Genomic DNA, 18,916 nt, shown 5'->3' on the forward strand with positions numbered 1-18,916 from the left:
ATCTCATCGGGCGGAATCTCAACCTCCCCTTGAACAGGGGCCGTTGATCTTCTTGATGTGACGTGCCCATGTCGGCAATCTGTCACCTGGCGCCCATCCCCTCGACATCCGGCGCCGCCACCATGGCCGCGCCCCGCCGGGGCCGAACGGCCACCACCCCCCGCTTCAGGGAGCCCCTCATGGCCCTCACGTCCGCCCGCACGCCCTCCTTCTACGCGCGTCACATCCGCCGCGCCGGACGCGCCGGCGTCCTCGCGTCCGCCGTCGCGCTCGCCGCCCTCACCTCCCTCGTGAGCGCCCCGGCCGCCCTCGCCTCCCCGCCCACCCCGATCAGCGCCGCCGAGGCCCGCGCCTACCTCGACACCGTCACGCCGGCCCCCGAGGGCTCCCTCACCGGCTACAGCCGCGCCCAGTTCCCGCACTGGATCACGATCTCCGGCACCTGCAACACCCGCGAGACGGTCCTCAAGCGCGACGGCGTCAACGTCGTCACCGACTCCTCCTGTGCCTCCGTCAGCGGCAGCTGGTACTCCGAGTACGACGGCGCCACCTGGACCGCCGCCTCGGACGTCGACATCGACCACATGGTCCCGCTCGCCGAGGCCTGGCGTTCGGGCGCCAGCACCTGGACGACCGCCAAGCGCCAGCAGTTCGCCAACGACCTCACCCGCCCGCAGCTCATAGCCGTCACCGACAACGTCAACCAGGCCAAGGGCGACCTCGACCCCGGCAAGTGGCTGCCGCCGCGGACCGCTTACCGCTGTACGTACGCCCGCTCCTGGGTCCAGGTGAAGCAGTACTGGGGGCTGAGCATGGACTCCGGGGAGAAGACCGCCCTGGTGAACATCCTGAACGGCTGCTGACCCCGCTCCTCCTCTCCTCACCCCGCCCCTCCCGGGAGGGTTTTCACCCCCGGTATCCCCCGCCAGGGGGAGGCCGGGCCCCCGCCCCGACCCGTACCGTGATCGAAAGGGCTGTCGAGGAGGGGGAGTCTGATGGCCGGACTGCGACTGGGACCGCTGCTGCGCCACGTCGACTGGGACACGGGCGGCTCCGCCACGATATGGATCGAGGCGGACCGCCCGTGCACGGCCGAGGTGCGGTGCGCCGACGGATCGGGCGGGAGCACCCGCACCTTCCAGATCACCGGCCACCACTACGCGCTGATACCGGTCACCGGCCTGACGGCCGGGACGGTCACGGCGTACGAGGTACTGCTCGACGGCGTCCCCGTCTGGCCCGAGCCCGGAGGCCGCTTCCCGCCGAGCACCATCGCCGCCCCGGCGGCCGGCGGCCCCGGCCGTCCCGAACCCGGCCTGCGGATCACCTTCGGCTCGTGCCGGCAGGCCGCCCCGCCCGCCGGCCGGCGCGGACCGCACGGCGCGGACGCCCTCGACACCCTCGCGGCGCGGCTCGCCGCCGAACCGTCGCAGACCCGGCCGGACCTCCTGCTGCTGCTCGGCGACCAGGTCTACGCCGACCAGCTGTCGAAGGGGACCCGGCGGTGGCTGGCGGCCCGCCGGGACCTGCGCGAGGCCCCCGGCGCGCAGGTCGCGGACTACGAGGAGTACACCCGCCTCTACGACGAGTCCTGGGGCGACCCGGAGATCCGCTGGCTGCTGTCCACCGTCCCGAGCCTCCACGTGTTCGACGACCACGACGTGATCGACGACTGGAACACCAGCGCCGCCTGGCAGGCGGAGATGCGCGCGACCCCGTGGTGGCCGGAGCGGGTCCTCAGCGGGCTGATGTCGTACTGGGTATACCAGCACCTCGGCAACCTCTCCCCCGCCGAACTCGCGGCGGACCCGGTCTACGCGGCCGTACGCGCCACCCCGGACGGCACGGACGCGCTGCGCGCCTTCGCCGCCGCGGCGGACGCCGATCCGGCGTCGGTGCGCTGGAGCTACCGGCGGGACTTCGGCCGGACCCGGCTGCTGATGGTCGACACCCGGGCCGCGCGGGTGCTGGCCGAGGACGGCCGGGCCATGCTCGACCCGGCGGAACAGCGCTGGCTCCGGGAGAACGCGCTGTCCGGGCACGGCGGTTACGACCATCTGCTGATCGGCTCCTCCCTGCCGTGGCTGATGCCGCCGCTGATCCATGACGCGGAGACGTGGAACGCCGCGCTCTGCCGCGGGGAGCGCGGGGAGCGGTGGGCCCGGATCGGGGAGGATCTGCGGCGGCGCGCCGATCTGGAGCACTGGGCGGCGTTCCCGGCGTCCTTCGCCGCGCTGAGCGATCTGATCGAGGAGGTCGGGACGGGGCCGAAGGCTCCGGCGACGGTCGCCGTCCTGTCGGGGGACGTCCACCACGCGTACGTGGCCGAGCCCCTCATACCCAGTACGGCGCGGGTCTTCCAGTTGACCTGTTCGCCGGTGCACAACTCCATCCACACGCTGGTCAAGTGGGGCTTCCGGCTGGGCTGGTCACGGCTGGGCCGCTGGCTGGGGCGCGGCTTCTCGCGCCACGGCCGCACGGGGCGGCCGCCGCTGAGCTGGCGGCGTACCGCCGGGCCGTGGTTCGGCAACCAGCTGATGACGCTGACCCTGACGGGGCGCGAGGCGCGGCTCAGGCTCGACCAGGCCCGCTCGCCGGGGCCCGGGGCCCGTCTGGTGACGGTGCTGGACCGGCGGCTCACCGGAGCGGCGGAGTAGGCCGGGGCACCGGAGCGGCGGAGTAGGCCGGGGCACCGGAGCGGGGGCGCCGGGCGTACGCTGTATGGCTGTCAAGCCGCCCCTGCCGCCTCCCCGCGACCACGCGGCGCTCCGGACTGGGGAGTCCCGCTGTGATCGAGACGATGGGGTCGCTGACCGCGAGCCCGTGGATCTACGCCCTCGTGGCGATGTCGGTCCTGCTCGACGTGTTCCTGCCGGTGCTGCCCAGCGGGGTGCTGGTGATCAGCGGCGCGGCGGCCGCGGCGGCGGCCGGCGGGCAGCCCGCGCGGGTGCCGGACGTGGCGGTGCTGCTGGCGGTCGCCGCTACGGCCTCGGTGCTGGGTGACATGGCGGCGTACCGTCTGGCGCTGCGCGCCGGTCCGCGCCTGGACCGGGTCATCGCCCGCTCCCGCCGCCTGACCCGGGCCCACGAGCGGCTGGGCGAGGCCCTCGCCCGCGGCGGCGGTCTGCTGGTGGTCCTCGCCCGTTTCGCCCCGGCCGGCCGGTCGGTGGTCTCGCTGGGCGCGGGCAAGACGCGGCGCAAGGTCGCCGAGTTCCTGCCCTGGTCGGTCCTGGCGGGCATCAGCTGGGCGAGCTACAGCGTGGCGCTCGGCTATTTCGGCACCCAGTGGCTGGGCACGGCCTGGCTCGGCACGGCGGTGTCGACGGCCGCCCTGTTCGCGGCGGGCTCCCTCGCCGCCGTCCTCCTGCGCCGCCCGGCGCCCGCCCCGGCGGCAACGGCCTGACCCCGGGCTTCGGGACCTGACGCCGGGCTTCGGGACCGGGCCACAGGACCAGGTCGCGCGGCCGGACCCCCGCTCGGACTAGGCCGGGCGGGGCAGCGGGTCACCCGTTCACCCGGCAGCGATCGCCGCCTCCCGCCCGGGCTTCTAGCGTCCAGAACACGGCGCGACACCGAATCGGCGTCACATCCGTGCCCCGGCCGCGCCGTTCCAGGAGCCCGAGGAGATCCCCGCCATGCCCCCCACGCGCATCCGGCATCGCCTGACCGGAGTCGCCGCCGCGACACTGGTCATCACAGCCGCCTCACCCGCCACGCTCGCCTCCGCCGTACCCGCCGGCGGTGCCACCCCCTCCGCCACCGTCTCCCCCGGCACCGTCTCGCCGGGCGGCCGCGTCGCCCTCAACGTCGACGGCTGCAGCACCCGGACCGGCCGGGCGTCCTCCCGGGTCTTCAACGCCGTCGCGCTGGCCCCCGGCAGCGCGAGCGCCTCCAACCTCTTCGGCTCGGCCACCGTCTTCAGCGACGCCACGCCCGGCTCCTACCCCGTCACCTTCGAGTGCGGCGGCCGCCGGGTCTCCGTCACCCTCCAGGTCGCCCCCGGCGCCGCCCGCGGCGGCCTCGGCGGCAGCGTCGACGCGATGAGCCGGTCCCAGATCGCGGTCGGCGGCACCCTGGCGGCCGGCGCGCTCGGTGCCGGGATCTGGCTGCTGCGCCGCCGCGCGGCGGAGGCCCGCTGACCCCCGCCCGGCCTCAGACGGCGGTGGCGGCCCGTCCGCGCACCTGCACCCCGTCCAGCAGCAGCCGCGTCGCCTCGGCGACGGCGTCCACGGCGGCGTCGAACACCTCCCGGTTGTGCGCGGCCGGCGCCCGGAACCCGGAGACCTTCCGCACGTACTGGAGCGCGGCCGCGCGGATCTCCTCCTCGGTGGCCTTCTCGGGGATGGCGGGCGGGCGCAGGGTCTTGATGGAGCGGCACATACCTCCACTATGACCCCGCGGGCGGCAGCTCCGCGCCGGAAAGCCGCATGATGAGCCCGGCCTGCAGCCGCCCCCGCAGGTCCGGGTCGGCGACCTCCTCCAGCAGGGCGATCGCCCGCCGGGTGTTCTCCTCGGCCCGCCGGTCCTGCCGGAGGGAGGCCGTCTGGGCCGTCATGTGCCGCAGGGCGGCGTCGGCCCGCCGGTGGAACAGCTGTCCGACGAGGGTGACGACCAGGCCGACGGAGCTGGTCACCACCCCGATGTACGCGTCCCCGGCGCTCTCGGCCTTCCACACCCCGAGCGCGATCCCGAAGAGCAGCACGGCCGCCCCGACCCCGGCGAACCGCTGGCTGGTGGCGAAGCTGCTGCGCGCCTGCGCCAGCCCGTACGCGTAGTACTCGACCAGGACCGTCGTGAAGTCGTCGCGCCGCTCCCCGGGCCCCTCCCCCCGCCCCGTCGAGGCGTCGACCAGCCGTGGGTCCCCCGTCTCCGCCGCCTCGGGCGGCCGCTCCCCCAGCCGCGCGAGCAGCCGCTCCCGCTCGGCGTCCCGCTCCCGCTCGAACCGGCCCCGGCCCGGCCACCAGGCCGCCAGCCCGAGCCCCAGCCCCCCGGCGCCGAGCCCGAAGGCCGCGACGGGCCAGACCCACTCCCCGACACCGGCCACACCCCTCACCTCCTGCGGGATGGTCCCCGCCCCGCCGTGCGGGAAACCGCCCCGGATCCTAGACTGACGAACGCCCGGAATGTCCGTTACAGGGGAACCGAGGGAGACGCCCGATGGCCAAGCGAGGAAACAAGAAGCGCGCCCGCAAGAAGAAGAAGGCCAACCACGGAAAGCGCCCCAACGCCTGACCGAGGCCCCCGCACCACCCCGAAGCCCCCGGCCGCGAGCGGCCGGGGGCTCGTAGATAGAGGATCACCTCCCGGGTACGCCGATCGGCATCGGCCCGTCGTGGATCAGCCGCCCCTGCTCCACGGCCGCGGGAGCCCGGGGCGCGCCCGCCGCCGAGGCCGGCGCCGCCAGGGACGCGATCCCGCCGGCGATGAAGGCCGCCGCGGTCAGGACCATCATGTAGCGGAACATCCGGCGCCTGGCCGGGGCGGGGCTCACGGTGTGCACGGGATGGGACATGACTGCTGCTCCTCTGCGCTCTCCGTCGCTCCGCCGTTCCGTCGCGACCTGACCTCAAGTAGGCGCGAGACGGGCACCCCGGGTCACGCCCCGGAAGAACGTGACTTGACGAACCGCCCCGCACCTGCACGACCGACGAACCCTCCACCGGATCTGATCGGACGACCCCCTCATCCGATCGAAAGGCAGAACCGGTGGACCTCGACGCATTCCTCGCCCGCCCCCTCGTGGCACGCGTCGCCACACAGGGCCCCGAGGTCCGGCCCGTGTGGTTCCTCTGGGAGGAGGGCTGCTTCTGGTGGCTGACCGGGCCCTACTCCCGCATGGAACGCATCCTCGCCGCCGACCCCCGCGCCGCCCTGGTCATCGACACCTGCGACCTCGCGGACGGCACGGTCCTGTCGGTCACCTGCCGGGGCACGGCCGCCACCGTCCCCCTCGACCGCCCCCGAGCCCTCCGCAAACTGACCCGCTACCTGGGCCCCGACCCCCACACCTGGCCGCCCCGCTTCTCGGACCCGCTGAACGACCCGGCGACCAAACTGATCCGCTTCACCCCGGCCCACCCACCCCGCCTGCGAGACCTCTCCTGGTGACCCCACAAACGCAGAAGGCCCCCAACCGTGACCGGTTGGGGGCCTTCGTACTGGTGGGCGCGGACGGTTTCGAACCGCCGACATCTGCTTTGTAAGAGCAGCGCTCTACCCCTGAGCTACGCACCCGTGGACGAGTGGACAGCCTACATGGAGGGCGCACCCCCCACGCAAACGCGTTCCCGTGGGGGAGAATGGACCCGGGCTAGGCGGACGGGGCACGGGAGAGGGATTGTGACGACGGCATCCCGGCGGTGGTTCGGAGGGCGGGACGAGGGGCGGCGGGCCGACGCGCAGGCGGCCAAGGATGCCGCCGCGGCCGCGTTCTACGAGCTGGACACCGCCCAGCGGGACCTGCGGATCTCGATGGAGACCATCGCCGCCGCCGACGGGTCTCCCGCCGCGCGGCAGGCCGCCGAGGGGTTCGCCGCGCTCGGGCGGCGGATCGACGAGGTCAGCCAGGTCTACATCGAGGCCGTCGACGCGCACGACCTGGACCGGGTCGATCTGGAGGGGTCCGTCGCCGCGCAGGCCAGGCAGCAGCTGACCCGGGCCCGGGAGGAGCTCGTCCGGGTCAAGGGGGAGCTGGAGCGGTTCGCGCAGGGGCTGCGGCCGCTGCTGGACACGGCCGCGACGCAGCTGGCCCGGGTCGCGCCGGCGCGGGAGCGGGCGAAGGCGGCGCTGCTGGCCGCGAGTGACGCGCTGGACTCCGTACGTGCCAAGGGGATGCGGGCCGACGACCTGGCCGCGCGCCTCGCCGCGCTGGGGCCCGAGCTGACGAAGCTGAACCAGGGCGCGGCGCAACACGGGGTGCAGGAGACCGTGCAGCGGGCCGACCGGATCCTGCGGGCCGCGGAGGGCATACGGGCCGAGGCGGAGCGGCTGCCGGAGCGCGCGGCGGAGATCGACCGCCGGCTGGTGAGCCTGCGGACCCGGGCGCAGGCGCTGCGCAACCGGGCGGACCGGGTGGATCCGGTGCTCAGCGAGTTGCGCCGCCGGTTCAGCGCTGCCTGCTGGCAGGACCTGCAGCACGTCCCCGACCAGGCCGTACGGGATGTCGCGCAGGCCGAGGAGCGGCTGGCGGAGGCGGGCCGGGCGCGTGACGAGCAGCGCTGGGCCGATGTGACGGCGCTGGTCGAGGCGGTGCGGACGGGCCTGGACGCCACCGACGAGGCGGTGTCGGCGGCGCAGGACCGGCTGTCGCGGCTGGAGGCGGTGGCGCGGGACCCGCAGGCGGAGGTGCAGCGGACCCGGTTCGCGATTCGGGACGCGCAGCGCCTGGCGATGGAGGGCCGCAGCGTGCCCGACCCCCGCCACGCGCGTCCACTGGACGAGGCGGTGGCCCGGATGGAGCGGGCGCTCGCCGGGCTGGAGGGGCGCCACCCCGACTACTGGCACTTCCTCCAGGAGATGGAGGAGGTCCGGGCGGCGGTGGGCCGGGTGGTGGCAGACATGCGGGGACGCCGCGCGAGCGGCTGAAACCGGCGGCGCGTGAGGAGCCGGCCCGCGCCCGGGGCCGGCGGCGTGCGGAGTCGACCGACGCCCGGGATCAGCCGGCGTGCAGAGCCGACGGGTGCCCGGAATCAGCGGTTTGCGAAGTCTGCCCGAGCGGCAGGATCAGCCAGCGCGCGAAGTCGACCGGCCCCCGGACGCAGCGGCGTACGGAGCCGGCCCGGGCCCGGGATCAGCCGGCGTGCAGCATCGGCGGACGTCAGGAACCAGCCGGGGTGCAGCGTGGGCCCGCCCCCCGACGCAGCGGCGTACGGAGCCGGCCCGGGCCCGGGATCAGCCGGCGTGCAGCATCGGCGGACACCCGGGACCAGCCGGCGTGCAGAGCCGGCCCGCCCCCGGACCCAGCGTCACGCGAAGTTCGCCCGCGTCCGGAGTTGTCCGTGCGTCCGCATCGGCGGATGCTGGAGGGTGCCGGGAACGGAACAGAGGAGGGCGCCATGGCTGCCCACACCTTCCACAGGCCCCGCGAGCGCCAGGCACCCCCCGCGCGCCCCGAGACTTACGTGCCGCACGCCGCCTACGGCTGCACCGAGCCGCACGAGCACTACGCGCCCTACGTCCCCCACGAGCCCTACGGTCCGCCGCCCGAGCGGCAGGGTCCGCGCCTGGTGGAGCGCATGCTGCACCCGGTCAACGCACGGCTCGACGAGCACCTGCCCACCGACCACAAGCTGAGCCAGGTCTACCGGGTCGGCGCCGGGCTGACGGGCCTGTTGCTGATCGCCTTCGGCATCCTCGGGCTGGTCCACCGGATCGGCTTCTTCGACACCGGCGGCGCCACCGTGCTGGCCCTGAACACCAACGGCGCGCTGAGCGTGCTGTCGATCTGCATCGGCGCCCTGCTGTTCGGCGGGATGGTGGTCGGCGGGACCTTCGCCTCCACCCTCAACATCGTGCTGGGGCTGCTGTTCATCGCCAGCGGGTTCGTGAACCTGGCCCTGCTCGACACCGGTCTGAACTTCCTGGCCTTCAAGATCCAGAACGTGCTGTTCAGCTTCGTCGTCGGCGTGATGCTGATGTGGTTCGGCATGTACGGCCGGGTGGGCAGCGCCCTCCCGCACGACAACCCGTACTGGCGCGCCCGCCACCCCGACCAGGCGGCCCGCGAGGAACGGGCCCGGGGCAGGGCGGCGGCCGGTTAGCCTGTGCCCATGCCTCGTTACGAATTCCGCTGCCGGACCTGCGACGACACCTTTGAGGTCAGCCGTCCCATGGCCGAGTCGTCCGCCCCCGCCGACTGCCCGGCCGGGCACGCCGACACCGTCAAGCTGCTGTCCGCCGTCGCGGTCGGCGGGACCGGCAGTGCCCCCGCGCCCTCCGGCGGGGGCTGCTGCGGCGGGGGCGGCTGCTGCTGACCCGTCAGGCGGTGGCCTGGCGCTTGCGCGAGAGGGTCAGGCCGTCCGAGACGGCCAGCAGGACGGAGTCCATGCGGGTGTCCGCCTTGGCGTGGTCGTTGAACGCGCGGACGGCCGCGCCCCTGCTGTCGGGGGACTCGTCCAGGACCGTCCCGTGGAAGAGGGTGTTGTCCGTGACGATCAGCCCGCCCGGACGCAGCCTCGGGACGAGCTCCTCCCAGTAGAGGATCTGGTTCTGCTTGTCCGCATCGACGTAGGCCAGGTCGATGTGCGGCTCCTCCGGCATGGCGCGCAGCGTGTCGAGGGCGGGGGCGATGCGCAGGTCGATGCGGTCCGCGACGCCCGCCGCCTCCCATGCCGCGCGGCCGTACGAGGTCCACTCCTCCGAGACGTCGCAGGCGATGAGGCGGCCGCCGGCCGGCAGGGCCTGGGCCATGGACAGGGCCGAGAAGCCGGTGAAGGTGCCGACCTCCACGATGTGCCTCGCGCCCGTCAGCCGGACCAGGAAGGCCAGCAGCGGGCCCTGCTCCTCCGCCGACTGCATGCCGGCGGAGTCGGGGAACTTCTCCCAGGTGACGGCGACCAGCCCCCGCTGGAACTCGTCCAGCGGGGGGTTGTGCGCGAGGACGTAGCGGTAGAGCTCGTCGGTGATCTTGGTGCTGTTGCCCTTGGTCATGCGGTCAGTGTCGCAACCGCCTGCCCGAAGGAGCGGACGATCTCCTCACCGGCGAGTACGCCGGCCTCGTGCAGGGCGGTCACCGTCGGCGCGGTCCAGCCCGCGTCGGCCAGTTCGCCGTGGCCCGGCCGCCAGGCGCGGTCGGCGGCCAGCAGCAGGTCCGCGTCGAGCAGCGAGTCGCCCGCGGCGAGGGTGGTGGTGGCGCCCGTGCGGCGGGCGACCTCGCGCATGGCGGCGCTCTTGGTCAGCGGGCGGGGGACGGCGTAGATCTTGCGGCCCTGGAGCGAGACGGTCCAGCCCCGCTCCTCGGCCCACCGGGTGAGGGACTTGAGCCATTCGTCGGGGACCAGGTCCCGCTCGACGACCAGGTAGGCGAAGAGGTCCTCCGCGAGGCGCGCCTTGCGCAGCCACTGCGGGTCGGCCACCTCCAGCAGGTGCCGGTGGACCTCCTCCAGCGGGGCGCACTCCGCCGCGAGCCGGGCGGCCACCGCGCGCCGCCAATCCCGGTCGGGTACCCCGTCCACCAGCAGCTGTCCGCCGTTGGCGCAGATCGCGTACGGCGCCGGGGGGCCGGGGAAGCGGATCCGCTGGTACTGCTTGCGCGTGCGGGTGGTGGTCGGGACGAAGACCGCCGCCGGGTCGGCGGCGAGCTGGGCCAGCAGGGCGGCCGCCGTCTCCGTCATGAAGGACAGCGGCCTGCCCTCGTGCACCTCGACGCACAGCAGCCGGGGGGCCTGCGGGTCGGGCATGGTCAGGCCGAGGGCGGCCGACGAGTAGATGAGCGTACGGTCGAGGTCGCTGGCTACGAGGACGGTTCCCTGGCGGGACACTTGGCTGGTCACTGGGCGGCCACTGCCTTTCCGTCGGCGCCCGTGGCGCCGCGCGTGAAGCGGGGGTGGATGAGTCCTACACAGGTGTACGGGAGGTCGTCGACCTCCTCGACGGGCACGCCGCGCTGCCCGGCGAGCAGGCGTACGTGGTCCAGGTCGGGGCCGGCGCCGCGCCGGGCCAGGATCTTCCACGGGACGCGGCGCAGGAGCACGCGGGTGGTCTCGCCGACTCCCGGCTTGACCAGGTTGACGTCGTGGATGCCGTACTCCTCGCTGATCCGCTCGACCGCCGCCCAGCCCACCCAGGTCGGGGTGCGGTCGGCGGCGAGCAGCTCCTTGACCTCGGCGGCGACGGCGTCGGCGACCTCGTCGAAGCGGGCGGCGACGGCGTCCACGAAGGCGGCCGAGACGTCGGCTCCGGCCAGCTCGCGGTAGAACTTCGCGCCGTGGAAGTCGTCCGGGCCGACCAGGTCGGACCGCAGGACCGTGCGCGAGACCAGTCCGGAGACGGTGGAGTTCAGGCAGGCGGAGGGGATCAGGAAGTCCTCGCGGGTGCCGTACGTGTCCACGCAGGCGCCGGGGTCGGCGAGGACCACGATCTCCGGGTTGAAGCCCGGGAAGGCGGCCAGGGCCTCGCGCAGCTCGCGGGTGATGGCGCCCTTGCCGGTCCAGCCGTCCACGAACACCACGTCGGCCGGGTCGTGGTGGGCGGCGAGCCAGCGCAGGGCGTTGGCGTCGATGCCGCGGCCGCGCACGATGGAGACGGCGTAGTGCGGCAGGTCCAGGCCGTGCCGGGCGGCCGCCCAGCGGCGCATCAGCACGCCGACGGGGGTTCCGGCGCGGGCCAGGGAGACCAGCACGGGGGACGGGGAGCGTTCGGCGAGGACGGTCTCGGTGACGGTGCCGACGGCGCGGGCGACGCGGGCCGCCGAGGTGGCCAGGGCGTCCTGGTAGAGCTGCTGGTAGCGCTCGGAGGGCTGGTACTCGACGGGCAGGGACTCGGCGTAGTGCGCGCCGCCGGCCTGGATGGCCTCCTCCCGCTCCTCGGTCGGGGCCTCCAGCTCGACGGAGGAGAGGTCCTGGAGCAGCCAGCCGACGTCCTCGGGGGCGTAGGAGGAGAAGGCGGGCCCGCGCAGGGGCTCCGGCAGGCACGGCTCGGACATGGTCGGCTCCTGCCGGTGGGTGGTCTCGGACGTACCGGGCGCGTGCGCGGCGGCGTGCGCGGCTGCGTGCGCGTCGGCGCGGCCCGAGGCGTGTGCGTGGGCCTGGCCCGGGGCATGTGCGTCGGCCTGGCCCGGGGCATGCGCGGCGACGAGGCCCGGGGCCTGCACGTCGGCGAGGACCGGCACGTGCGCGGCGGCCCGGCCCGGGGCCTGCGCGGCGACGAGGCCAAGGGCCTGCGCGTCGGACCGGCCCAGGGCCTGCGCGTCGACGAGGCCCGGGGCCTGTGCGGCGGGGGCTTCGGCGCCGCAGGGTACATACGACGGGACGACCGCCAGTACGACGCGGGCGGTGTGCGGGGCCAGGGCGGCGAGGAGGCCGGTGTGCAGGACGGGGGTGTCCCCGGCGGAGTCCACGACCGCGACGACGGCGTCGAAGCCGGCGCCGGCGACGTTGTAGGCGTAGCGGTCGCCGGGGCCGTCGGCGGGGGCGTCGTGGGCGGGGAAGACGAGGCGGGTGCGGATGGCGTACCCGGGGTCGTCGACGGCGAGGACGGGCGAGCGGGTGGTCGAGGAGAACCGCACCTCGGCCGCCGCCCCGGTCTCCTCCAGGGCCGCGGCGAGGCGCAGCGGCGCGTACATCAGCTCCTCGTTGCCGAGGACGAGGACCCGCCCGGGCCGCTCGCCCAGCGCGGCCGCCACCTGCCGGGCGAGCCCGGGCAGGGCCGCCTCCAGCGCCTCACGGTGGCCGGGGGTGAACCCGTGCCGCCCCCCGTCGGGCACCCCGGCGGGCCACTCCAGGGCGACCCGCACATAAGCGTCCGCGCCGGGACCGCCGAAGGCGCCGGCCGGGCCGGGGGTCTCGTACCGGTCCACCAGGGCCTGGCCCTTCGTCAGGACGTCCTCCGGGAGGGTGACCGTGCCCGAGGCCAGGGCGATCAGGTCCACGCGGGCGCCCAGCTCGGCGGCGAAGGCCGTGAGCCGGGCCCGGTCGGCGGCGGAGCGCATGTCGACCAGGGCGACGACCACGTAGTGGCCGCGCGGGTGGCGTCCGTGCAGGTCGCGGATGGTGTTCAGGACGGTGTTGCCGGTGGAGAACTCGTCGTCGACGAGGACCAGCGGCCCCTCCCCCGACAGCAGCCGCGGGTCCTCCGGCAGCAGCAGGTGCGAGGTGGCGTGCGAGTGCGCCTCCTCGAACCCGCCGGTGGGCCGCACCCCCGGCACCGGGCGGCGCGTGGAGTGCAGGTAGGGGGCCCCGCCCAGGCCGTCGGCGACGCAGTGGCCGAGCCCGGTGGCGGTCTCGGCGTAGCCGAGGACCACGGCGGAGGCGGCGCGGTCGCCGAGCAGGGCCCGGACCCTCTGCCCGAGCCCGTGCCCGGCGGCGTACACCGTCGCGGGCGACTGCGGGACGTGCTTGCCCAGCACCTGCGAGACCAGCAGGTGCGCCCGCTTGGGGTTGCGCCGCAGGGCCAGACCGAGGAGCTCCGTCAGGCTCTCCCCGCCGCGCGGCCCCGGCGCGTCCTCCAGGCGTACGCCCAGCCGCTCGGCCACCCAGGTACCCGGCCACACCGTGTCGATCGTCTTGCCCTTCATCGTCATCCTCGTCGTCGGCTGCGGCGGCCCGCTCACAGCTGGAGCCCGGCCGTCAGGAGGTCGACGAAGCCGACCTCCTCCTTCGCCACACCGAAGACCTCGGCGCGCAGCATGGTGCGCTCGGCCCAGGCCCGGTGGGGCTTCACCTCGTTCATCTTGTTCGTGTAGGCGGAACGCATCACTCCGCCGCCGTCGCGCTCGGGTCGCAGGATGTCCTGGGCGTCGCTGAACTCCTCGTGGGAGACGACCGACAGCGCGTGCACCGGGGTGACGTGGGCGGGGTGGATGCAGGTCTTGCCCAGCAGCCCGTTGGCCCGGTCCAGCTCGATCTCGCGCAGCAGCCCGTCCAGATCGTGTTCGATCAGCGCGGTGCGCAGCTCCTCGACGCCCTCCTCCAGGAAGGGGCTGCGGCGCAGCTGCGGCTTGAAGAGGCGCTGCTGGCTGCGGAAGTACTCCCAGACGGGGCCGGTGACGGTGAAGCCGGTGCCGTCGGCGCGGCTGAGGACGTTGACCACGTCGGCGATGACGCCGGCCACGATCTGGACGTCGTACGCGGTCATGTCGGGCGTGCGGCGCAGCCCGTAGACGGAGCAGAAGTCGGTGACGCCCAGGCGCAGGGCCAGGACCCGGTCCCGGTAGCGGTTGACGGTGCGCGAGATGCCGGCGAGGGCCTCGACGCGGGTTTCGAGGTGGAGGAGGTCGGGGGTCTCCAGCACCGGCATCGCGTACAGCCGGGGCAGGCCGCAGGCGGCCTCGGCGTGGGCGACGGCGTCGAGGAAGGCGGTGCCCCGGTCCTCGGTGAACTTCGGAAGTACGAATCCGGCCAGGTTCCGCGCGGACGCGCCGAGGCGCCGTACGAGGTCGGGTATCTGCTCGGGGGTGCGGACGCGGATGAAGAGGAGCGGGAGCTCCCCGGCGCCCGCGCCCTCGGCGTCGAGCTCGGCGAACTGCCGGACGAGGTTCTCCTCGCCGTCCACCACGTCGGCGTCGCTGATCGAATCCTCCAGGCAGAGGACCATCGAGACGACACCGCGGCCGGCCTGCTTGCGGATGTCGACGGCCAGGCGCGGGCGGGTGGCCGGGCTGTAGAGGGTGGCCCCGAGCGCGGCGGCGAGGGTACGGGCGGGGGAGGCCAGGGTGAAGTCGGCGGGCTCCTGGTGGAAGAGGCCCTTACGGGCGGTGGGCGATATGTGCCCGAAGTGACGCATGTGCTTCCCCCGTACTGCCTCGGCGGCCCGACTGGCGTGGCCGGTAATAGTACGTACGAACGTGAGTCAAGAGTTCCTCAAGCACATGAAGTTCCGGTAACCCTCTCGCACCATGCCCAGGTCCTCGGTCGGGGACAAGGCCCTACGGGGGGCCGCATTGTTCCCGCACCGTCCGGGAGGGCAGGATGACGGGCATGACGCACGCGATGCAGAAGGGCTCGAACATCCCGGTGGCCGCCACGGCGGTCCGGGCGGTGCTGCGCTGGACCACCGGGCCCGAGGTGCCGGACGTGGACGCCTCCGCGCTGCTCGTGGGGGCGGACGGGCGCGTGCGCTCGGACGAGGACTTCGTGTTCTACAACCAGCCCCGCCACCCCTCGGGGTCCGTCTGGCGCCTGGGCAAGAAGCAGTCCGGCGACGAGGTCACCGACGCGGTCCAGGCGGACCTGCGGGCCGTGCCCCCGGTCGTGGACCGGATCCTGGTGGTGGCCTCCGCCGAGGACGTGCCCTTCCGACGGGTCCACGACCTGCGGATCCAGCTGTACGACGCCTCCCCTGGCGCGGGCGGTGAGCCGGTGGCCCACTTCGACGTGCGGCCGGAGACGGGCTCCGAGACGGCGCTGATGTGCGGCGAGCTGTACCGCCGGGGCGAGGGGTGGAAGTTCCGCGCCCTGGGCGAGGGCTACTCCGACGGCCTGGTGGGGCTGGCGACGGACCACGGGATCTCGGTCGACGAGAACGCCGCGGCCGAGGGCGGTGAAGCCGCCGCGCTCGCCGCCGCGGCGGGCGACGACCGGACCGCCGCCATGCGCCCGCCGACCCCCGCCCCGGCCCCGGCTCCGGCCCCCGTCACCCAGGCCCCGCCGCCGGTGCAGCCCGCGTACGGCTACCCGCAGCAGGTCTCGCCCGTGCCCGTGCCGGCGCCGGGCGGGGACCCGTCGTTCCGGCTGCCGGTGCAGGGGCCCCAGTTCATCCGCCGCTGACGACGCTGACGCCGCCGACGGCTCGGGGCGAGGACGGCGGGCCGGCGGGGCTCAGGCCTTCGTCTTGTAGCCCCGCCCCCACTGGAGCCCCCAGCCGTACAGCCGGTCGAGCTCGGCCTGGAACCCGTACACGAACTTCACCTCGCGGCGGACGACCAGCTCCCCCTTGACGTTCTGCAGGGAGACCACCGCGCAGGAGCGGGCCTGCGGGTGGCGCTCCTCCAGCGGGATCTCGATCCTCGGGCCGGCGGTCGGGTAGAGGGTGACCAGGGCGTGCGTACGGTCGAAGGCCGGGGTCTGGTCGTAGATGTAGACGAAGACCAGCAGCCGCTTGATCTCGTCGGCGTGGTCGAGGTTGACGTAGAGGGTCTCCCCGGACGGGGAGCCGAACCGGTCGTCCCCGCTGAGCTTCACGTACGGCGGGTCGTTGAGGTCGCCGAGCAGGTTGCCCAGCGGCTGGACGGCGCCGCGCGTCCCGTCCGTCAGCTCGTACAGGCACCCCATGTCGAGGTCGACGTTGACCATGCCCTGGGTGTGGGCCTGCACCATGTCGGGCTTGAACAGCTTGAACGGGTGGCGGAAGAGCTGCCCGCTCTGGCCGGAGCGGCCGCCGATGTCCGAGGTGCGCATCCGCCAGGAGAGGTTCACCCGGAGGTTGCCGTGGACGGCCTCCTGTTTGGTGAGCGAGACGGTCGGCTGCCTCTTGGTCAGCTCTATGGCGTTCGACGAGGCGTGGCCCGAGTCGAACCGCATCGCGCGGGCGCCCCTGATCCCGTCGAAGAACCCGTCGAAGAACCCCATGTGCCCCAACCCCCCTGGTCGGTCCGTGCGCGGCCGGGCCGCGGATATGCCGCGGGGCGGCCACGCGGTTCCCGTGGGATCCGCGCGGCCGCCCCGCCGAAGAAGAGACGGCTCCTGTAGGAGCGTTCCGCAATCCGGGCCGGGTCACACCCCGGCGCCGACCTCCGCGGGCTCTCCGTCGCCGCCCTCGGCCTCCAGCCGCTTGTTGCGGCGGACGGAGGACCAGAAGGACCAGGCGATCAGGACGACGCCGACGAGGCCGGTGATGACCTCGTTGATCTCGTGCTGGATGGTGACGAGCAGGATCACGGCGAGGGCGCCGATGGCGTAGTGCGCGCCGTGCTCCAGGTAGACGTAGTCGTCGAGGGTGCCCTGGCGGACCAGGTAGACCGTGAGCGACCGGACGTACATGGCACCGATGCCGAGGCCCAGGGCCATGAGCACGATGTCGTTGGTGATGGCGAAGGCGCCGATGACGCCGTCGAAGGAGAAGGAGGCGTCCAGGACCTCGAGGTAGAGGAACATGAAGAACGCGGCCTTGCCGGCCATCGCGACGGCCGAGACGGACTTGCCGCTCTTCTTGGCGGCTTCCTCGGCCTCGTGCTCGGCCTCCTCCTCTTCCTCCAGCTTGTTCTCGAAGTAGCCGGAGAGGCCGCCGACGATCATGTAGGTGATCAGGCCGAGGATGCCGGAGACCAGGACGGTCTGCGCCTTGTCCACGTGGGCGCCGCCGTGCTGGTGGGCCTGGGTGGCGAAGGTCATCGAGGTGATGACCAGGACGATCAGCGCGATGCACGCGGACAGCATGTCGATCTTGCCGAGCTTGGCGAGCGGGCGCTCCAGCCAGGCGAGCCACTTGATGTCGCGGTCCTCGAAGATGAAGTCGAGGAAGATCATCAGCAGGAACATGCCGCCGAAGGCGGCGATGGACGGGTGGGCGTCCGTGACCAGCTGCTTGTACATCTCCTTGTCGGTCATCGCGAGATCGACCGCGTCGATCGGGCCGATCTTCGCGCTGATCGCCACGATCACGACGGGGAAGACCAGGCGCATGCCGAACACGGCGATGAGCACGCCGACCGTGAGGAAGATCTTCTGCCAGAAGGCATTCATCTTCTTCAGGATTCCGGCGTTGACCACCGCGTTGTCGAACGACAGCGAGATTTCGAGGATCGACAGGATCGCCACGATCCCAAAAGCGGTCCACCCCCCGTAGAACACCGCTGCGACCAGACCGAGCGCAGTGACTGCGAACGACCAGCCGAAGGTTTTGAGAACCACTGGCACCCCATCGTCTTGTACGGCTTTACGAAACGTTGACCCCGAAGTCTAGAGCGATGCCCCGCAGGCCCGACGCGTACCCCTGCCCCACCGCTCGGAACTTCCATTCGCCGCCGTACCGGTAGACCTCACCGAAGATCATCGCCGTCTCGCTGGAGGCGTCCTCGGTCAGGTCGTAGCGGGCCAGTTCCTGGTCGTCCGCCATGTTCACCACACGGATGAAGGCATTGCTGACCTGGCCGAAGCTCTGCCGCCGGCTGTCCGCCTCGTGGATGGAGACCGGGAAGACGATCTTGTCGACCTGGGCCGGGACCTTGGTGAGGTCGATGATGATCGACTCGTCGTCGCCCTCACCCTCGCCGGTGAGGTTGTCGCCCGTGTGTTCCACGGAGCCCTCGGGGCTCTTCAGGTTGTTGTAGAAGACGAAGTACTGGTCGCCGAGCACCCGGCCGTCGCGGCACAGCAGCGCGCTGGCGTCGAGGTCGAAGTCGGCCCCCGTGGTCGAGCGCGCGTCCCATCCGAGCCCGATCAGAACCCGGGTGAGGTTCGGTGCCTGCTTGGAGAGGGAGACGTTGCCCCCCTTGGCGAGTGTGACGCCCATGATGTGGTCCTCCCCGAACGACGTGGTGCGTGGTGATGGTGGCCCGGCCACCCGCCTCCATGGTGGCAAAGCCGGTCCGGCGCCGTACACAGAGGTGCACGGCGCCGGACGGACGAACTTGATGCGGCTCGGGCTCAGACGTTGACGCCGAAGTCCTGCGCGATGCCGCGCAGACCCGAGGCGTAGCCCTGGCCGATGGCACGGAACTTCCACTCCGCGCCGTTGCGGTACAGCTCGCCGAAGACCATGGCGGTCTCGGTGGAGGCGTCCTCGGAGAGGTCGTAGCGGGCGAGCTCGCTGTTGTCGGCCTGGTTCACCACGCGGATGTACGCGTTGCGGACCTGGCCGAAGCTCTGCTGGCGGCTCTCGGCCTCGTAGATGGAGACCGGGAAGACGATCTTGGCCACGTCGGCCGGGACGCCGGCGAGGTTGACCTTGATCGCCTCGTCGTCGCCCTCGCCCTCGCCGGTCAGGTTGTCACCGGTGTGCTCGACCGAGCCGTCCGGGCTCTTCAGGTTGTTGAAGAACACGAAGTTCGAGTCGGTGGCGACCTTGCCCTGGTCGTTGGTCAGGATCGCGCTGGCGTCGAGGTCGAAGTCGACACCGGTGGTGGTGCGGGCGTCCCAGCCCAGACCGACGATGACCGCCGTCAGGTTGGGCGCGGCCTTGGTCAGCGAGACGTTGCCGCCCTTGCTGAGGCTGACTCCCACGAGTCCTCCATTGGTGTGTGTGGGGCGGTGCCCCGCGTGCGTTGCTACCGGATCAACGGTTGGATCCTAGTGACGGGTTCCCGCCCGCAGGCGGTTTTCGC

The 18,916-nt window shown here is 73.2% G+C and carries 20 protein-coding genes and 1 tRNA gene; 9 read left to right on the plus strand and 12 right to left on the minus strand.

Features of this window, described 5'->3' with window-relative positions; translation table 11 throughout:
- Positions 1 to 179 precede the first annotated feature (179 nt).
- From AB0O29_RS05640 to AB0O29_RS05655, 4 genes are all read left to right on the plus strand, one after another.
- Positions 180 to 863 carry an HNH endonuclease family protein gene (locus AB0O29_RS05640; protein ID WP_365146575.1) on the plus strand — a complete coding sequence of 228 codons (684 nt, stop codon included), beginning with the start codon at positions 180 to 182 and terminating at the stop codon, positions 861 to 863.
- A 132-nt stretch (positions 864 to 995) separates the two neighbouring features.
- Complete coding sequence (locus tag AB0O29_RS05645; RefSeq protein ID WP_365146578.1) at positions 996 to 2,657, plus strand: alkaline phosphatase D family protein; 1,662 nt, start codon at positions 996 to 998, stop codon at positions 2,655 to 2,657.
- A 131-nt stretch (positions 2,658 to 2,788) separates the two neighbouring features.
- Entirely contained in the window at positions 2,789 to 3,403 is a 615-nt protein-coding gene (locus tag AB0O29_RS05650) for a VTT domain-containing protein (RefSeq protein ID WP_365146581.1), read from the plus strand.
- 232 nt (positions 3,404 to 3,635) lie between these two features.
- The gene (locus AB0O29_RS05655) at positions 3,636 to 4,139 is read left to right on the plus strand and encodes a hypothetical protein (protein WP_365146584.1); all 504 of its coding nucleotides are present in this window, start codon (positions 3,636 to 3,638) and stop codon (positions 4,137 to 4,139) included.
- A 13-nt stretch (positions 4,140 to 4,152) separates the two neighbouring features.
- Here AB0O29_RS05655 and AB0O29_RS05660 read toward each other — a convergent pair whose 3' ends face one another.
- The 3 genes from AB0O29_RS05660 to AB0O29_RS05670 all read right to left on the minus strand — a co-directional run bounded on the left by AB0O29_RS05660 (position 4,153) and on the right by AB0O29_RS05670 (position 5,512).
- Positions 4,153 to 4,380: a DUF2277 domain-containing protein gene (locus tag AB0O29_RS05660; protein WP_344155728.1), complete on the minus strand. Its 228-nt coding sequence runs from the start codon at positions 4,378 to 4,380 to the stop codon at positions 4,153 to 4,155.
- A gap of 7 nt (positions 4,381 to 4,387) precedes the next feature.
- Positions 4,388 to 5,044, minus strand: coding sequence for a hypothetical protein (locus tag AB0O29_RS05665; RefSeq protein ID WP_365146587.1), 657 nt, complete (start codon positions 5,042 to 5,044; stop codon positions 4,388 to 4,390).
- Positions 5,045 to 5,296: 252 nt separating this feature from the next.
- Complete coding sequence (locus AB0O29_RS05670) at positions 5,297 to 5,512, minus strand: hypothetical protein (protein WP_365146590.1); 216 nt, start codon at positions 5,510 to 5,512, stop codon at positions 5,297 to 5,299.
- A 194-nt stretch (positions 5,513 to 5,706) separates the two neighbouring features.
- Between AB0O29_RS05670 and AB0O29_RS05675 the strand changes: the two genes are divergently transcribed.
- Positions 5,707 to 6,108 (plus strand): pyridoxamine 5'-phosphate oxidase family protein, encoded by a 402-nt coding sequence (locus tag AB0O29_RS05675; protein WP_365146593.1) that lies wholly within the window; start codon positions 5,707 to 5,709, stop codon positions 6,106 to 6,108.
- Positions 6,109 to 6,159: 51 nt separating this feature from the next.
- On the opposite strand, the gene AB0O29_RS05680 is transcribed toward AB0O29_RS05675, so the two are convergent.
- A tRNA-Val gene (locus AB0O29_RS05680) sits at positions 6,160 to 6,234 on the minus strand.
- A 105-nt stretch (positions 6,235 to 6,339) separates the two neighbouring features.
- On the opposite strand from AB0O29_RS05680, the gene AB0O29_RS05685 reads away from it, so the two are divergent.
- From AB0O29_RS05685 to AB0O29_RS05695, 3 genes are all read left to right on the plus strand, one after another.
- The gene (locus AB0O29_RS05685; RefSeq protein WP_365146596.1) at positions 6,340 to 7,584 is read left to right on the plus strand and encodes a hypothetical protein; all 1,245 of its coding nucleotides are present in this window, start codon (positions 6,340 to 6,342) and stop codon (positions 7,582 to 7,584) included.
- Between the two features lie 650 nt (positions 7,585 to 8,234).
- Entirely contained in the window at positions 8,235 to 8,759 is a 525-nt protein-coding gene (locus tag AB0O29_RS05690) for a DUF4383 domain-containing protein (protein ID WP_365146746.1), read from the plus strand.
- Between the two features lie 9 nt (positions 8,760 to 8,768).
- Complete coding sequence (locus tag AB0O29_RS05695) at positions 8,769 to 8,972, plus strand: zinc ribbon domain-containing protein (RefSeq protein ID WP_365146599.1); 204 nt, start codon at positions 8,769 to 8,771, stop codon at positions 8,970 to 8,972.
- 4 nt (positions 8,973 to 8,976) lie between these two features.
- Here the strand turns inward: AB0O29_RS05695 and AB0O29_RS05700 are convergent, their stop codons facing one another.
- Genes AB0O29_RS05700 through AB0O29_RS05715 form a run of 4 tightly spaced genes read right to left on the minus strand, consistent with a single transcriptional unit; the run spans position 8,977 to position 14,439 of the window.
- Entirely contained in the window at positions 8,977 to 9,648 is a 672-nt protein-coding gene (locus AB0O29_RS05700; protein WP_365146601.1) for an O-methyltransferase, read from the minus strand.
- Positions 9,645 to 10,490, minus strand: coding sequence for an HAD family hydrolase (locus AB0O29_RS05705; protein WP_365146603.1), 846 nt, complete (start codon positions 10,488 to 10,490; stop codon positions 9,645 to 9,647). Before AB0O29_RS05705 ends, AB0O29_RS05700 begins: the two co-directional genes overlap by 4 nt.
- Positions 10,487 to 13,231: a phosphoribosyltransferase gene (locus tag AB0O29_RS05710; RefSeq protein ID WP_365146606.1), complete on the minus strand. Its 2,745-nt coding sequence runs from the start codon at positions 13,229 to 13,231 to the stop codon at positions 10,487 to 10,489. Before AB0O29_RS05710 ends, AB0O29_RS05705 begins: the two co-directional genes overlap by 4 nt.
- A gap of 32 nt (positions 13,232 to 13,263) precedes the next feature.
- Positions 13,264 to 14,439 carry an HpcH/HpaI aldolase/citrate lyase family protein gene (locus AB0O29_RS05715; RefSeq protein WP_365146609.1) on the minus strand — a complete coding sequence of 392 codons (1,176 nt, stop codon included), beginning with the start codon at positions 14,437 to 14,439 and terminating at the stop codon, positions 13,264 to 13,266.
- A gap of 185 nt (positions 14,440 to 14,624) precedes the next feature.
- Between AB0O29_RS05715 and AB0O29_RS05720 the strand changes: the two genes are divergently transcribed.
- Positions 14,625 to 15,422, plus strand: a complete 798-nt coding sequence (locus AB0O29_RS05720; RefSeq protein ID WP_365146612.1) for a TerD family protein — start codon at positions 14,625 to 14,627, stop codon at positions 15,420 to 15,422.
- A gap of 51 nt (positions 15,423 to 15,473) precedes the next feature.
- Here the strand turns inward: AB0O29_RS05720 and AB0O29_RS05725 are convergent, their stop codons facing one another.
- From AB0O29_RS05725 to AB0O29_RS05740, 4 genes are all read right to left on the minus strand, one after another.
- Complete coding sequence (locus tag AB0O29_RS05725) at positions 15,474 to 16,223, minus strand: Tellurium resistance (protein WP_365146615.1); 750 nt, start codon at positions 16,221 to 16,223, stop codon at positions 15,474 to 15,476.
- Between the two features lie 144 nt (positions 16,224 to 16,367).
- Positions 16,368 to 17,504, minus strand: coding sequence for a DUF475 domain-containing protein (locus AB0O29_RS05730; protein WP_365146618.1), 1,137 nt, complete (start codon positions 17,502 to 17,504; stop codon positions 16,368 to 16,370).
- Positions 17,505 to 17,529: 25 nt separating this feature from the next.
- Positions 17,530 to 18,105 carry a TerD family protein gene (locus AB0O29_RS05735; RefSeq protein ID WP_344155774.1) on the minus strand — a complete coding sequence of 192 codons (576 nt, stop codon included), beginning with the start codon at positions 18,103 to 18,105 and terminating at the stop codon, positions 17,530 to 17,532.
- A 134-nt stretch (positions 18,106 to 18,239) separates the two neighbouring features.
- A complete protein-coding gene (locus AB0O29_RS05740; RefSeq protein WP_042816748.1) occupies positions 18,240 to 18,815 on the minus strand; it encodes a TerD family protein in 576 nt (191 codons plus the stop codon).
- Positions 18,816 to 18,916 lie beyond the last annotated feature (101 nt).

The sequence above is a fragment of the Streptomyces sp. NPDC089915 genome, assembly GCF_040684675.1.
Classification (GTDB): domain Bacteria; phylum Actinomycetota; class Actinomycetes; order Streptomycetales; family Streptomycetaceae; genus Streptomyces.

Bases quoted from the DNA above. Each gene is read 5' to 3' on its own strand.
- AB0O29_RS05670 (WP_365146590.1), bottom strand. From the start codon at position 5,512: ATGTCCCATCCCGTGCACACCGTGAGCCCCGCCCCGGCCAGGCGCCGG.
- AB0O29_RS05660 (WP_344155728.1), bottom strand. From the start codon at position 4,380: ATGTGCCGCTCCATCAAGACCCTGCGCCCGCCCGCCATCCCCGAGAAG.
- AB0O29_RS05710 (WP_365146606.1), bottom strand. From the start codon at position 13,231: ATGAAGGGCAAGACGATCGACACGGTGTGGCCGGGTACCTGGGTGGCC.
- AB0O29_RS05645 (WP_365146578.1), top strand. From the start codon at position 996: ATGGCCGGACTGCGACTGGGACCGCTGCTGCGCCACGTCGACTGGGAC.
- AB0O29_RS05690 (WP_365146746.1), top strand. From the start codon at position 8,235: ATGCTGCACCCGGTCAACGCACGGCTCGACGAGCACCTGCCCACCGAC.
- AB0O29_RS05720 (WP_365146612.1), top strand. From the start codon at position 14,625: ATGACGGGCATGACGCACGCGATGCAGAAGGGCTCGAACATCCCGGTG.
- AB0O29_RS05725 (WP_365146615.1), bottom strand. From the start codon at position 16,223: ATGGGGTTCTTCGACGGGTTCTTCGACGGGATCAGGGGCGCCCGCGCG.
- AB0O29_RS05715 (WP_365146609.1), bottom strand. From the start codon at position 14,439: ATGCGTCACTTCGGGCACATATCGCCCACCGCCCGTAAGGGCCTCTTC.
- AB0O29_RS05700 (WP_365146601.1), bottom strand. From the start codon at position 9,648: ATGACCAAGGGCAACAGCACCAAGATCACCGACGAGCTCTACCGCTAC.
- AB0O29_RS05735 (WP_344155774.1), bottom strand. From the start codon at position 18,105: ATGGGCGTCACACTCGCCAAGGGGGGCAACGTCTCCCTCTCCAAGCAG.
- AB0O29_RS05640 (WP_365146575.1), top strand. From the start codon at position 180: ATGGCCCTCACGTCCGCCCGCACGCCCTCCTTCTACGCGCGTCACATC.
- AB0O29_RS05695 (WP_365146599.1), top strand. From the start codon at position 8,769: ATGCCTCGTTACGAATTCCGCTGCCGGACCTGCGACGACACCTTTGAG.
- AB0O29_RS05655 (WP_365146584.1), top strand. From the start codon at position 3,636: ATGCCCCCCACGCGCATCCGGCATCGCCTGACCGGAGTCGCCGCCGCG.